Genomic DNA, 13,299 nt, shown 5'->3' with positions numbered 1-13,299 from the left:
GTGGCTTAATTCTTAACCAAAAAGGATAATTAACGCGTTCGGCCTACAGTCCGGTCCGCCCATGGCGCTCACGGGCGGACCGGAGGCGGTTCAGTCGGAGAAGTCCTGCGTCAGCCAGACGGTGCCCTGGGCGTCCCGGTGCACGGCTATGCCGATGTGGGTGAAGCCGCTGCTCAGGATGTTCCGCCGGTGGCCGTCGTTCGGCGGCTGCTCGTTCAGCATGCCCTGGGTCAACTGCACGGCCATGGCGGCGACGTCCTGCGGCGAGGAGCTGACCGGGCCGCCCTCGCCTATGTTCTCCCCGGCCGAACTCCACTGCACGCCCGCCGCCGTCTCCCGGTCACCCAGCGCGGCCTCGCCCGGGCACTGGTGGGACAGTCCGCAGCCGTTCGCCATGACCTGGTTGTGGCCTTCGGCGCTGCGGGTCAGTCCGGCGGTGATGGTGTAGGCGGGCAGCCCCTGCGCGGCGCGCGCCTTGTTGATCAGGGCCAGCACCTGCTGGACCGCGTCGGAGGTGTCGCCGGCCTGCGGAGCCGGAGTGGCGCTGGCGGTGGGGGTGGCCGACGCCGCGGCGGACGCGGAGTGCGACGGCGCGACCGAAGGCTGGGCGGAGGCAGCCTGGACCGGGGCGGCCTGGACGGGGGTGGCCGAGGGCTGCGTGGCGCTGGGGGCGGCCGGGTGGGGATGGGCGGCGTGCTGCGTGTGGTGGGCGACGTGGTGCTGCTGGCGCGCGTGCTCGTGATGCGCGCGCCCCTCGTGGTGCCGCGACTGCCACTGGTCCGCGGTAGCGGACTGGTGTCCGGTGGGTGCGGCGATGGCTCCGCTGGCGCCCACCAGCGGAAGCATCAGACCGGCACCGGCGATTCCGGTGGCGGCGAGACGACGGGTGGAGCTCTGGTGCGGGCGGCGGTGCCGCCCGGAACCGGGTATCAGCATGCAGGCTTCCTCCACGACGCCTGCGAGGTGAGCTGTCGGGTTCGGGCGGTGAGGTGGCCCGGCCGCGCATGCGGCTTCACCCCGAGCCGTCCGAGCGTGTACCCGGGCACCGGGCAGGGCATGGGACGGCGACTTACCTGGTTCCCCCGCTCCTGCCCGTTGCGTTGATCGGCTGCCCGTCGGTCGGTGGACAGGACTCGGCGTCCCGGCCGCGGGGTACGCGTGTGCGAACACCCCGCACGCTAGGCAGCTGGGATCAAGACTCACAAGCATGTGTCGCGCACATCACATGGGAACACCACAAACTGACACCCCATCAGAAAAGATGGGACGATATGCCCTGACAAACCTGGGCACTTCAGGACACTGCGGTGTACCGGCGACGTAGGGGTATGCGCCCGAACGTACCGAAATCCACCAACCGGTCAGTCCGGATACGCCGGATCCCACTGCGTCGCCGCGACCACCGCCCGCACTCCTGCTCGGTCCGCCGTCGGGCGACGCCGCCTCGACGGCGGCCAGTGCGGCGGCGACCGCGATCTCATGGGCCGCCTCCCTCATGCACCGCAGCGGCGGAAGCAACGGCGCCGGGCCGTCGACGGGTGCGGGAGCGCACCAGCAGTCCGTTGATGTCCACGAACCAGAACCGGTCGGCCGCCTTACCGCGAGCCGGGCGTTCGGCGGCCGTGGGCACGTCGATGGCGCCTGAGCGCTCGGCTCGTCGGCAGCAGCCCTCAGGGGCTGGCACCGACGAGCGGCGTCGCGCTCCGCGCTTCAGTCGGACTGCGCCGCTCGGGGGCGCGCGGGGACGGGTAGGCCGTACATCTGGGCGCAGCCGGCGCTCATTCCCATGACGAGATCGGCGCGCGGGACCGGCCAAGCCTGCCGCACCGCGGCATGGTTGGCCGGTCCTACGGGCACCAGCGGAAGACCGGATCCCAGAGCCGCGACGGCTTCCGCTACGACCTCGTTCGGGTCCATCAAAGCGACGGGCAGACCGTCGAGGTGCGGTTCGGTAGCGCGCAGGGCCGGTGTGTCGGTAGGTCCGACCATCGCTACCAGCACATCGACATCGTGCTGACCGAGTTCAACCCACAACGCTTCGCCGAGCATGTGAACGAAGGACTTCGACGCGGTGTAGGCACCGACGTACGCACAGCCCGCCATCGACCCGGTGGACGTCGTCAAGATGATTCCGCCACGGGACCGTCCGGCCATCGCCGCACCGAAATGATGCGCCATCAGCAGCGGTCCGCGGCAGTTGAGGTCGACGAGGTACATGGCCTCGTCTATCGGGCGGTCGATGAACTTGCCGATGTTCGGCGAAGCCCCGGCGTTGTAGACGAGCAGACCGATCTCGATGCCGTCGGTGTGCGGTTCGAGGTCGTCCAGCAGTGAGCCGCTGGTCAGGTCCACGCTCGCGGTTCTCACCTCGACCCCGAACGTTTCGACCAGTTCCGCGGCCAAGCCGGTCAGCGGCTCCTCGCGACGGGCCAGGAGCAGCAGGTTCAATCCCCGCTCGGCGAGATGCCGGGCATAGGCGGCACCCGTTCCCTCGGATGCCCCCGCGACCAGCGCCCAGGGCCCGTAACGCGTGACGAACTCACCATCAGTACTCATGAACAGATCACTTCCGCTCGTCGGGGCCAACTCCGTGTTCTACACGGGCAGTTGGAGGAAGTGCCTTTGTAGCAGCAGAGGGTCGCGGGGCCTGCCCACGGCGGGCTCACTCGTCTGCCGGGTGCCGAGCGTCCAGTGGGTGAAGGCCGCGCACGCTGCGCGTACTCCCGCGCGGTGGCGGCCTGTTCGACCGCCAAGGGGGAGGCGGCGGACCTCCCCGCAACGCGGGCGGCGGGCCGCCTCGTGCGACGTCAGGGCGAGCGGATGTCGCCAGGTGATGCACGGCATTACCCCAGCGCACAGGAGGGCGGAATTCGGCTCAGTCGGCCGCGGGGACTGGGACGCCGGCCCCGGCGAGCGCTTCCCTGACCCTCGCGCGCAGCCAGGCGTGCGCGGGGTCGCCCTCGTAGCGGTGGTGCCAACTCATGACCAGCGGGACCGGCGGCAGGTCGAGGGGCAGCGGGAGGGTACGCAGTCCGGCCGCCGCCAGACCGGCATCCGCCAGCACCATCGGCACGGCCGACATCAGGTCGCCGGCCGCCACCATGCGCAGTGCCGCCGCCGTCGTGGGCGCCGAGGCCACCACGCGGCGGGCCAGGCCCAGCGCCTCCAGGGCGTCGTCGACCGGATCGCGCAGTCGACCCCGGCGCGAGACGGTGACGTGGTCGGCGGACGCGTACGACGTCGGCGTCAGCGCTACGGCGGGGTGGTCGGCGCGCACCACCGCGACCAGCGTGCCGCTCCCGACCACCTCACTGCGCAGGTCCTGCTGCCGTGGTTCGCTGGCCGACAGCTCCAGGTCCACCCGCCCCAACCGCAGATCCTCGGTGTCGGCCGCGGACTCCGCCAGGAAGCGCAGCCGTACCGCCGGGGCGTCCTCACGTACGGCCGCCAGCAGTGCCGGGCCCGCGCTGTCGGTGAGGGCGTCGTGGCACCGGAGGGTGAACGTGCGGTCGAGCGCGGCCAGTTCCAGGGCTCGGGGCGGCCGCAGCACCGCCTGTGCCTCCTCCACCAGCGTGTGCACCTGGTCGCGGACCGATTCCGCGTACGGCGTCGGCAGCATGTCGCGTCCCGCGCGCACGAGGATCTGGTCGCCGGTGGCGCGGCGGATACGGCTCAGGGTCCGGCTCATCGCCGGCTGGGACAGGCCGAGGCGGTCCGCCGCGGCGCCCACGCCACGCTCCTCCAGAAGTGCGTCGAGTGCGATCAGCAGATTCAGATCCGGGTGCACCGAGGCATGCTAGCCGTATTGACCGCGAGCGTTGTTGACAGTGGGCGGCGGAGACGTGGTCGAGGTGGCGGCGCGTTATGGGCAAGAGGAAGCCAGTCGGAGCCGTGTGGTCGCCGACTGTCTTGTCTCGTGGACGCCGCTTCATCGCACAATCTCTCCTCGGGAGGTTCAACCTCCGCGAGGGCGCCTGACACGCGATCAGGCGTGCGGCGCGCCACCGTCCGCCGCCAGGCGCGTGAGCCACTCACGCAGCAGGCGCTGCTCGGCGTCGCTCAGGACATCGGCGTCGTCGGGGAGGGCGGCGCGCAGCGCGCGGGCCGCCGCGGCGGGACCGGACTCCGCGGCGGGAACCGTCGGTTCGGCGCGAGTGACGGCCGCGACCATGGACTCGCGCAGGACGGTCAACAGCGCCGGATTGCGGCGGTCTGCGGGAGTGGAGTGCCAGGTGGTGACCGCGCCCTGGCCGGTTGCCTGGATGATCTGGGCGGCCAGTTCCTCGTCGACCCGCAGCCACCCCCCGGCCGCCAGCCGACGTACCCGCCCATGGAGGATCTCCAGGCCCGCGCGGTGTGCTGCGTCCGTTCCCCGGCCGATGGCCCGGTTCATCACCGCGAACAACTCGGGGCGGGCGACCCCGAACTCGACCACCGTGTCCCAGCCGCGGCGCAGCTCCTCCACCGGGTCCTGCGGGAGGGGGTCGAGCTGCGCGCGCTTTCTCTCCAGGAACTGCGCGTAGCCGTGCTCGGCGACGGCTTCGAGGAGCCCTTCCTTGTCGCCGAAGAGGCGGTAGATCGCTGGCGGCTGCATTCCGGCTGCGGCGGCGACCGCGCGGGTGCTCACCGCGTCAGGGCCGCCGTTCTCCAGCAGCTCGACGGCCGCCTCGACGATGCGGCGCCGAGGGCTGTCGGTTGAGTCGCGCGTAGCCATGAACCGATGATATCGAGAATCTGCTTCCACCGGAATTTCCGGTGATACCATCATTGCGATTCCACCGGAAACAGTGTCGGGAGAACCCAATGATCATCGTTACCGGAGCCACCGGAAAGCTCGGCCGCCGCACCGTCGAGCGCCTCCTGGAACACGTCCCCGCCGACCGCGTCGGTGTCAGCGTCCGCGACCCCCGCAAGGCCCAGGACCTCGCCGACCGCGGCGTCCGCGTCCGGCAGGGCAGCTTCGACGACCCCGCCTCGCTCGCGTGCTCCTTCGAGGGCGCCGAGCAACTGCTCCTCGTCTCCCTCGACCGCACAGGCCCGGAATGCGTCAGCGGCCACCGCGCCGCCATCGACGCCGCCGTGGAGGCCGGCGTCGGCCGCATCCTCTACACCAGCCAGATGGGCGCCGCCCACGACGCCCGCTTCCAGGCATGCCGCGACCACGCCGAGACCGAGGACATGCTGCGCGCCACCGGTCTGCCCTGGACCGCGCTGCGCAACGGCTTCTACGCCTCCAGCGCCCTGCAGTTCCTTGAGCCCACCCGCCACACCGGCGACATCGCCCTCCCCGCCGACGGCCCTGTCGCCTGGACCGGCCACGACGACCTCGCCGAGGCCACCGCGGTGATCCTCGCCGAGGAGGCCCGCTTCGAGGGGCCCACCCCACCGCTCACCGGCCCGGCGGCGCTCGACTTCGACACCATCGCCGAGATCGCGTCCCAGACCACCGGACGGCCCTTCACCCGCACCGTCGTCCCCGACGACGTCTTCCGCGAACAAGCCCTGGCGCACGGCGCCCCGGCCCCGATCGCCGACCTGATACTGAGCATCTTCGCCGCGGCTCGGAACGGCGAGTTCACCGCTGTCGACTCGACACTGGCCGAGCTGATCGGGCGAAAGCCCGCCACCTTCCGCACCCAGCTGGAGCGTGCCTGGGCCGAGTAGATCCAGTGGGGCGCGCTGGCAGGTCCATCGCCCACATCGCCGAGGAAATGGGCAACTCCCGCAACACAGCCCACAAATGGGTCCGGCGCTGGCGAGCCGAAGGCGATCCGGGGTTGCATGACCGCTCCAGTCGTCCACGCGCAACCGCACATCCACGGGATACCGACCCTTGATCACTAGCCGACTTGCCACTCTATCGAGTGACAAAGGGCTATTTCGCACTGAAGATCTTGAAAAAGGCTGATCCTGACGTCCGAGGTCCTACTCGTCGAAGAAGGGTGAGGCTCTTATGAACGCCTTCAGGAGCGCAGGCCGACTCGCCCTGGCCGCCTGCGCCGCGCTCGCGCTGGTGACTGGGGTCTCCGCCGAAGGCCACGCCGCCGCCGGCAATTTCACCTACACCGACACTGACGGAGTGCCGCACACCTGGGCCGACCCGCCGAACGGTGAGTGCATCAGCTTCGGCCTGCCCGCGGTCAGCGCGGACAACGAAACGAACGCCACGGCGACCGTCTACGAGAACACCGACTGCAGCGGCGCCGTCCTGGACCGAATTCCCCCGAAGTCAGACAGGGTCTGGGGGAGGTACCCCAACGCAGTGCGATTCAATTTCCTCTGAAGCCCGCAGCGGCCAGGCCGTATCTGCACGCTGCTCGGCAGCGGATCGTCCCGCGCCCTGACGGTCGCCGTCTCACCACCCGCGCCCCTTGGCGGTTGTCCGTCCGGGCGGCTTCCAGTCAAGGAACGACTCCTTCTGGTCACCACGGCCTGTGTCAAAGTCCTGCCGGGTAGCGTCGGGGTTGCATGGGGGCTCGTCGTCCCCCTGGGGCGTCCGCTCGGCAGGGCGCCAAGGCGCGGGTCGCGTCGCCCGCATCCGGTCCTGGGAGCCGCATGTCCGAGACCACCACCATCGACGTCGAGACCGCCTACGGGCCGGTGTCCGGCATCGTCGAAAGCGGGATCGCCCGCTTCCTCGGCATCCCGTACGCCGCCGCGCCGCAGGGCGTCCAGCGGTTCGCGGCACCTGGGCCGCCCGCGCGGTGGACCGGTGTGCGGGCGGCTCACGAGTTCGGCGCCACCGCGCCGCAGTTGCCTGTGCGGGGCAAGCTGGGCGAACTCATCCGCAACCCTGTGGTCAGGGGGGACGAGCACCTGAACCTGAACGTGTGGACTCCCGCCCCCGGTGCGACACGATCCCTGCCGGTTCTGGTGTGGATCCACGGCGGTGGCTTCATCACCGGCTCCAGCGCCGTGACCGCCTTCGACGGTGCCACGTTCGCCCGCGACGATGTGGTGTGCGTGTCCGTCAACTACCGGCTCGGCGTGGAGGGTTTCGCCTACGTCGAGGACGCGCCCGCCCAGGCCAACCGCGGCCTGCTGGACCAGATCGCCGCCCTGGAATGGGTCCGGGACAACATCGAACGGTTCGGCGGAAACCCGGACGACGTCACCGTCGCGGGCGAGTCCGCCGGTGCGATGAGCGTGCTCACGCTGCTCTCCCTGGACCTTGGCCTGTTCCACAAGGCCATCGTGGAAAGCGGCTCCGCCCACATCGTCCAGACCCGCCAGGACGCCGCGCTGGTCACCGCGGAGGTCGCCGAACGCCTGCGCGTCGAGCCCACCGTGCACGCCCTGGCCGACGTGCCGGTGCGTGAACTCCTCCTCGCCCAGGAAGCCGTCTGCGACGACGTCGCCACCACGGTCAACGCGCGGCGCTTCGGGGCATCCACCATCGCCGCCTGCGGTCTGGCCTTCATGCCCGTCATCGACGACACCCTTCTGCACCGCGCGCCGATCGACGCGATGGCAGAGGGCGCCGGGCACGGCATCCCCCTCCTCATGGGCACCGCCACCGAGGAGTTCCGGCTCTTCCTGGCGCCCACCCCGCTGGCCGCCCGGCCCGAGGAGAGGCCCTTCCGCGACAGCCTGCGGGCGTACGGCGTACCGGCCGACTTCTACGACCGCTACGCCGAGACCAACGTCCCGCCGTACGTGCGCGACAGTCCGCTGGACATCGCCTGCGCGGTACTCACCGACCGGGTCTTCCGCATCCCCACGATCCGAGTCGCCGAAGCCCGCGCCCAAGCCCCCGCCCCCACCCCCACCCATCTCTTCGAGTTCGGATGGCGCACCGACAGCGCGCCCAACGCCCCCGGTGTCGAGTTCGGTGCCTGCCACAGCCTGCCGCTGCCGTTCGTCTGGGACACCCTCGACAACCCCGACAGCCGGGAGTTCACCGGCCCCAACCCGCCACGGGAACTCGCCGACGCACTGCACAGCCGCTGGGTGGAGTTCGCGCGGGCGGGAGAGCTGAGCGGCTGGGCACCCTACGACACCAGCCAACGCCCCGTCATGGTCTTCCACCGGAACGGCCAACCAGGCAACGAGGTCGTGCGGGACCCGCACGGCAACGAGCGCGAACTGTGGAAGGACCACCTCAACCCCCGACAGTGACGTGTCGGTGCGTCAGGCCGGTAGCCGGGGACCAACCACGCGCATTCCCGGCGCCACCGCCTCATCCGCGGCCCCGACAAGCGCACGCGGGTCAACGTGATCGATGGTCAGGGGCGCCGACGGCGGGGTGTCCCTTTCGGGGAGGTTCCACGACGCCCGGATAGGGTTTGGCGATGGAGATCTTCCATCTGCGCTACTTCGTGGCAGTCGCCGAGAACCTCAGTTTTTCCCGGGCCGCGCGTCAACTGCACATGGCCACCTCGCCGTTGAGCCAGCGGGTACGGGATCTGGAGCGGGAACTCGACCAGCGGCTGTTCGACCGGGATTCGCACCATGTGGCGCTGACGCGCGCCGGTGCGGCACTGCTGCCCGTGGCGAAGGACGTCCTGAGCCGGTTCGACGACATTCCCTGGCAACTGCGCCGAGCCCTGGGGCCCGAGCGGCGGGCGGCATATGTGGGCGTCGTACCGGCCCTGCACCCGAGGCTGCGGGAGCGGCTTGTGCAGCTCGAGGGGCGCTGTGCCGAGGATTTCGACGTCAAGCGCTGGCCCGGGAACAGCGGGAACCTCCTGAGTGCGGTACAGCGCGGTGATCTGGCCATGGCGCTGCTCCATCTGCCCGTGCACGCCGAGGGAATCGAGGTGCTGGAGTTGCTGCGCGAGCCGCTGGGCGCGCTGCTGCCCGCCGCCGAATTCGGTTCGCGGAGCTCGGTGTCGTTGAGCGAACTCAGGGACCACACATATGTGACGTCGGCACCCGGGACGCTCCCGACATATTTCGACCAGCTCAAGGTGCGCTTGAAAGCCGCAGGAATCCACAAGGAGACCACGCTCAACATCGGCGATTACGCGAGCGTACGCGAGATCGTGGCGAACGGTTCGATATTCGCCATCACATTGCTCAGTTCCGGGAATTCCGGCGGCGGGAGCACGGAAGGCACTTCCAGGGGTTACGGGAATGAGGCGAGTGTAGTGCTGCCGTTCCGGGACTTCTCGCCCGCCCTGCCGACCGGGCTGGTCTGGCGCCGGGACCGGGCCGAGCCGGACGGCGATCTGCACGGCCTGGTCAGGGAGGCCAAGGAGGTGTTCTCCCCTCCCGTAGATCCGTCCTGACCAGGGTGACCCCGCGCCCGTGCAAGGCCGGAAAAACGGCGTGACCGCTGCGGTCACGCCGTTTTTCGCGTATTGGTGTCACTGATCGCTTGGGTCTCTCCACCGCACCGGACTAGCGTTTTCCATAGAGCCGGGAATGCCCCCGAAGAGGGTGGCGCTTTTCCCCTTCCTGTCCCGTTTCCCGTACTGGAGTGGTGATGGAACCCGCTGAAATGGCCGAGGTAGAACCGGCATGCTCCGCCGATGCGAACAGGCCGGCCGAAGCGAACGAGCGGGGCGGCCCGCTGGCCGGAGTACGCGTCATCGACATGGCCACGGTGGTGATGGGGCCGTACGCGGCGCAGATCCTCGGCGACCTCGGTGCCGACGTCATCAAGATCGAGTCACCGAACGACACCGTGCGGGTCGGCGCGCTGCACCGTACGCCCGGCATGACGCCGCTGAACCTCAACGTCAACCGCAACAAGCGCAGCGTGAAGCTCAACCTCAAGGACGATGCGGAGCGCGCCAAGGCGCTGGAGTTGATCGGCACCGCGGACATCCTGATCACCAACATGCGAATCGGCGCCCTGCGCCGCCTGGGCATGGACTACGACAGCCTCGCCGCGGCCAACCCCCAGCTGGTCTACGCCCACGCCCAGGGGTTCCGCCCGGACTCCGACCGGGCCCAACTGGCGGCGTACGACGAGACGGTGCAGGCCGCCTCCGGGCTGCTGGACCTGGCGCAGCGCTCGGGCGACGTGGGCGCACCGGTCGTGCTGCCCAGCATCTTCGCCGACAAGGTCGCCGCACTGACGATCGTGTACGCGGCGCTGGCCGCTCTCGTCCACCAGCGCGCGACCGGCCAGGGGCAGCACATCGAAGTGCCGATGGTGGACACCCTGCTGGCGTTCAACCTGGTCGAGCATCTGCAGGGCCGCACCTTCGAGCCTCCGATGGGCCCGACCGGCTTCCCGCCGTCCATGAACAAGGGGCACCGGGCCCGCCCGACCAAGGACGGCCTGGCGATGGTCATCCCGTACAGCCCGCAGAACTTCCGCGATCTGTTCGCCGCGGCGGGACGCCCCGATCTGGCCGAAGACCCGCGCGTCAATGGCGAGTTCATCGACTCCGCGCGCGACGGCGAGGCGCTGTCCGAGCTGCTGGAGACGGTGACGCCAGAGCTGACCTCGGCGCAGTGGACGGAGGTGTGCACCAAGCACAGCATCCCCGTCGGTCCCGTGCTGCGGCTCGAAGAGGCCGCCGAGGACCCGTACGTGCGTGGGGGCCATCTGCTGGATGTCGCCGAACACCCCAGTGAGGGCGCCTACCGGGTGATCGGCATACCGCTGGCCTTCTCCGCCACCCCGGCGTCGGTGCGTCGGCACGCGCCGCTGGCCGGCCAGCACACCGAGGAGGTGCTCGGCGAACTCGCCGGTACGCGGGGGACCAACCCCCGTAAGACGAAGGCCAATCAGACCGCCGAGTTCGGTGAGGAGAACCGATGAGCGGCAGCATTCCCACGCCCACGACCCGCACACCCGAAACCCCCGCGACCACGCCAGCGGTCCCCGTCGTCGGCACAAGCGACGTCGGCGGTGTCCTCGTCATCACGATCAACCGGCCGCGGGCCCGCAACGCCGTCAACGCCGAGGTCGCCCAGGGCATCGCCGCCGCCGTCGACCGCCTGGAGTCCGACCCCGGCCTGCGGGTGGGCGTTCTCACCGGCGCGGACGGCACCTTCAGCGCGGGTATGGACCTCAAGGCCGCTGCCCGCGGCGAACAGGTGAACATCCCCGGCAAGGGCTTCGCCGGGCTCGCCGAGGCCCGTACGGCCAAGCCGCTGATCGCGGCCGTCGAGGGATACGCCCTGGGCGGAGGCTTCGAACTGGCCCTGGCCTGCGACCTGGTGGTGGCCGCCGAGGGGGCCCGCTTCGCTCTCCCGGAGGTCAAGCGCGGGCTGATCGCCGGTGGCGGCGGAGTGGTACGGCTTCCCAAGCGCATCTCCTACCACCTGGCGATGGAGCTGCTGCTGACCGGCCGAACGGTCACCGCCGAACGCGCCCGCGAACTCGGCCTCGTGAACCGCCTCACCCCCGACGGCGAGGCGCTGTCCACCGCCTTGGAACTCGCCGAGGAGATCGCGGCCAACGCGCCGCTGGCTCTGGCGGCGGTGAAGAGGACCGTCCAACTCGCCGATGGCGTACCGGAGTCGGAGGCGTTCGCCGAGCAGGCCGCCGAGGTCGGCGCGCTGCTGCGCTCGGCCGACTTCACCGAAGGGGTACGCGCCTTCAGTGAGAAGCGCGCGCCTGAGTGGAGCGGGCGATGAAGCACGCACCCGCACCTCGGCTGGGCCGGGCACATCTCGTGCGTGCCCTCAACACCCCCCTCACGGCGCCCGCGTACGCCCCCGCCACGGCCCGCTTCACCGATCGCGAGTACCTCAACATCGTCTATCGCACCGACCCCGACGCACTGCGAGCAGTGGTGCCCGAGCCGCTGCGCGTCGACGAGCCGCTGGTGCGGTTCGAGGTGATGAAGATGGCGGACGTCACGGCATACGGCCCGTATGTCGAGGCCGGACAGGCGATCCCGGTGCTTTACGGGGACGAGCGCGGCGAGTATCTGCACGCGATGTACCTGGACAGTTTCGCCGCCACCGCCGCTGGCCGCGAGGTGAGCGCCTATCCGAAGGCGATGGGCGCACCCGCCCTGTACGCCGAGCACGCCGCGCTGGTCGGGACGCTGGACTACGGGAGCGTGCGGGTCGCCACCGCGACGATGGGCTACAAGCACCATCCGCTCGACCCGGGGCTCGCCCGCGAGCAGATCGCGGTACCCACCTACATGCTCAAGATCGTTCCCGGCTACGACGGCACCCCACGGGTCTGCGAGCTCGTCCGCACCCAGATCACCGATCTCGTGGTCAAGGAGGCCCACACCGGGCCCGCGCGGCTGCAGTTGTTCGAGCACGTACTGGCGCCGCTGGCGGATCTGCCGGTGCGCGAGATCGTCTCGGCCAGCCACATCGTCACGGATCTCACGCTGGACAGGGCCGTTCCCGTCCACGACTACCTGACCGAGGAGGATCCCTCGTGACACCCCGTGCCCTGACACCCCGACCGCCCACGGCTCTGACGTCGGTCGCCGTCGTCGGCGCCGGCACCATCGGCCTGGCGTGGGCCGCGCTGTTCGCCGCCCACGGAATCGAGGTGACCGTCACCGACCCGCGCGACGACCTGGACCAGGCCGTCGACGAGGCGATGCCGATGCTCGCCGCCGGGCTGCCCGGCAGCGAAGCGGCGGTCCTGCGCGACCGCATCCGCACCACCCACGACCTGGCCGAGGCCGTGGACGACGCACGGCTCGTGCAGGAAAACGGCCCGGAGAACCTTCAGTTCAAACAGCGGCTGTTCGCCGACATCGCCAGCCATGCCCCGGCCGACGCGGTACTGGCCACCTCCAGCTCCGGCATCGTAGCCTCCCTGATCGCCGCGCAGCTGCCGGACGAGGTCGCCGCGCGACTGCTGGTCGCGCACCCCTTCAATCCGCCGCACATCGTCCCGCTCGTGGAGATCGTTCCGGGCGAGCGCACCGCGGAGGAGGTCATCGAGACGGCCATCGCCTTCTACCAGGCGCTGGGCAGGACGCCGGTACGGCTGCGCAAGGAGGTCCCCGGGTTCGCGGCCAACCGGTTGCAGGGCGCGGTGCTCCAGGAGGCGATCCATCTCGTCCTCAGCGGTGTGGTCGAGGCCAGGGAACTCGACACGGTGATGAAGGCGTCGCTGGGCGGCCGATATGCCGCCATCGGTCCCTTCGAGAGCTTTCACCTCGGCGGCGGCCCCGGCGGCATCCGGCACATGATGCGGCACCTGGGTCCCGGCCTCGCCGAGAGCTGGCAGAGCCTCGGCCATCCGGTGCTGGACGCCGATGGCATCGCCACGCTGGTCGCCCAGACCGAGGCCGCGTACGGGAAGGGCCCCGAGGCGTACCAGAAGCGCGCCATGCTCCGCGACCGCAAACAGCTCGCCTTGAACGCCGCGCTGCGCCGGGCCGAACAGGCCTGAGCCCCCTCCGCCGCGTTCAGCGC

Annotated in this window: 12 protein-coding genes, 1 pseudogene and 1 riboswitch; of the genes and pseudogenes, 9 read left to right on the top strand and 4 right to left on the bottom strand. The window is 70.3% G+C overall.

Annotated elements, in window-relative coordinates; translation table 11 throughout:
• Positions 1-90 precede the first annotated feature (90 nt).
• The 4 genes from P3G67_RS01285 to P3G67_RS01270 all read right to left on the bottom strand — a co-directional run bounded on the left by P3G67_RS01285 (position 91) and on the right by P3G67_RS01270 (position 4,714).
• On the bottom strand, positions 91-936 hold the full coding sequence (locus P3G67_RS01285; protein ID WP_276091761.1) for a CAP domain-containing protein: 846 nt from the start codon (positions 934-936) through the stop codon (positions 91-93).
• Between the two features lie 2 nt (positions 937-938).
• Positions 939-1,110: riboswitch (cyclic di-AMP (ydaO/yuaA leader) on the bottom strand.
• A 600-nt stretch (positions 1,111-1,710) separates the two neighbouring features.
• Positions 1,711-2,556 (bottom strand): SDR family NAD(P)-dependent oxidoreductase, encoded by an 846-nt coding sequence (locus P3G67_RS01280; protein WP_276091760.1) that lies wholly within the window; start codon positions 2,554-2,556, stop codon positions 1,711-1,713.
• A 319-nt stretch (positions 2,557-2,875) separates the two neighbouring features.
• The gene (locus tag P3G67_RS01275) at positions 2,876-3,787 is read right to left on the bottom strand and encodes a LysR family transcriptional regulator (RefSeq protein WP_276091759.1); all 912 of its coding nucleotides are present in this window, start codon (positions 3,785-3,787) and stop codon (positions 2,876-2,878) included.
• Positions 3,788-3,985: 198 nt separating this feature from the next.
• Complete coding sequence (locus P3G67_RS01270) at positions 3,986-4,714, bottom strand: TetR/AcrR family transcriptional regulator (RefSeq protein ID WP_276091758.1); 729 nt, start codon at positions 4,712-4,714, stop codon at positions 3,986-3,988.
• An 89-nt stretch (positions 4,715-4,803) separates the two neighbouring features.
• Here P3G67_RS01270 and P3G67_RS01265 point away from each other — a divergent pair, with 89 nt between their 5' ends.
• From P3G67_RS01265 to P3G67_RS01225, 9 genes and pseudogenes are all read left to right on the top strand, one after another.
• Positions 4,804-5,664, top strand: a complete 861-nt coding sequence (locus tag P3G67_RS01265) for an SDR family oxidoreductase (protein WP_276091757.1) — start codon at positions 4,804-4,806, stop codon at positions 5,662-5,664.
• Positions 5,652-5,831 (top strand): annotated as a pseudogene (locus P3G67_RS01260) (helix-turn-helix domain-containing protein); the annotation flags it as partial. The gene P3G67_RS01265 and the pseudogene P3G67_RS01260, both read left to right, overlap by 13 nt.
• A gap of 122 nt (positions 5,832-5,953) precedes the next feature.
• Entirely contained in the window at positions 5,954-6,283 is a 330-nt protein-coding gene (locus P3G67_RS01255; protein ID WP_276091756.1) for a hypothetical protein, read from the top strand.
• Between the two features lie 272 nt (positions 6,284-6,555).
• Complete coding sequence (locus P3G67_RS01250; RefSeq protein WP_276091755.1) at positions 6,556-8,118, top strand: carboxylesterase/lipase family protein; 1,563 nt, start codon at positions 6,556-6,558, stop codon at positions 8,116-8,118.
• Between the two features lie 173 nt (positions 8,119-8,291).
• A complete protein-coding gene (locus P3G67_RS01245; RefSeq protein ID WP_276091754.1) occupies positions 8,292-9,230 on the top strand; it encodes a LysR family transcriptional regulator in 939 nt (312 codons plus the stop codon).
• A 308-nt stretch (positions 9,231-9,538) separates the two neighbouring features.
• Entirely contained in the window at positions 9,539-10,717 is a 1,179-nt protein-coding gene (locus P3G67_RS01240; protein WP_391858175.1) for a CaiB/BaiF CoA transferase family protein, read from the top strand.
• Positions 10,714-11,538 carry a crotonase/enoyl-CoA hydratase family protein gene (locus tag P3G67_RS01235; protein ID WP_276091752.1) on the top strand — a complete coding sequence of 275 codons (825 nt, stop codon included), beginning with the start codon at positions 10,714-10,716 and terminating at the stop codon, positions 11,536-11,538. Before P3G67_RS01240 ends, P3G67_RS01235 begins: the two co-directional genes overlap by 4 nt.
• Entirely contained in the window at positions 11,535-12,308 is a 774-nt protein-coding gene (locus P3G67_RS01230) for an acetoacetate decarboxylase (protein WP_269856828.1), read from the top strand. The genes P3G67_RS01235 and P3G67_RS01230 overlap by 4 nt, the downstream gene beginning before the upstream one ends.
• A complete protein-coding gene (locus P3G67_RS01225; RefSeq protein ID WP_276091751.1) occupies positions 12,305-13,276 on the top strand; it encodes a 3-hydroxyacyl-CoA dehydrogenase NAD-binding domain-containing protein in 972 nt (323 codons plus the stop codon). Before P3G67_RS01230 ends, P3G67_RS01225 begins: the two co-directional genes overlap by 4 nt.
• Positions 13,277-13,299: the final 23 nt, after the last annotated feature.

Origin of the sequence: Streptomyces silvisoli (assembly GCF_029269905.1) — a bacterium.
In the GTDB taxonomy this organism is placed as follows: Bacteria; Actinomycetota; Actinomycetes; order Streptomycetales; family Streptomycetaceae; genus Streptantibioticus_A; species Streptantibioticus_A silvisoli_A.
The sequence above is the reverse complement of the archived record's forward strand: the minus strand, read 5'-3'. Positions and strand labels throughout refer to the sequence as shown.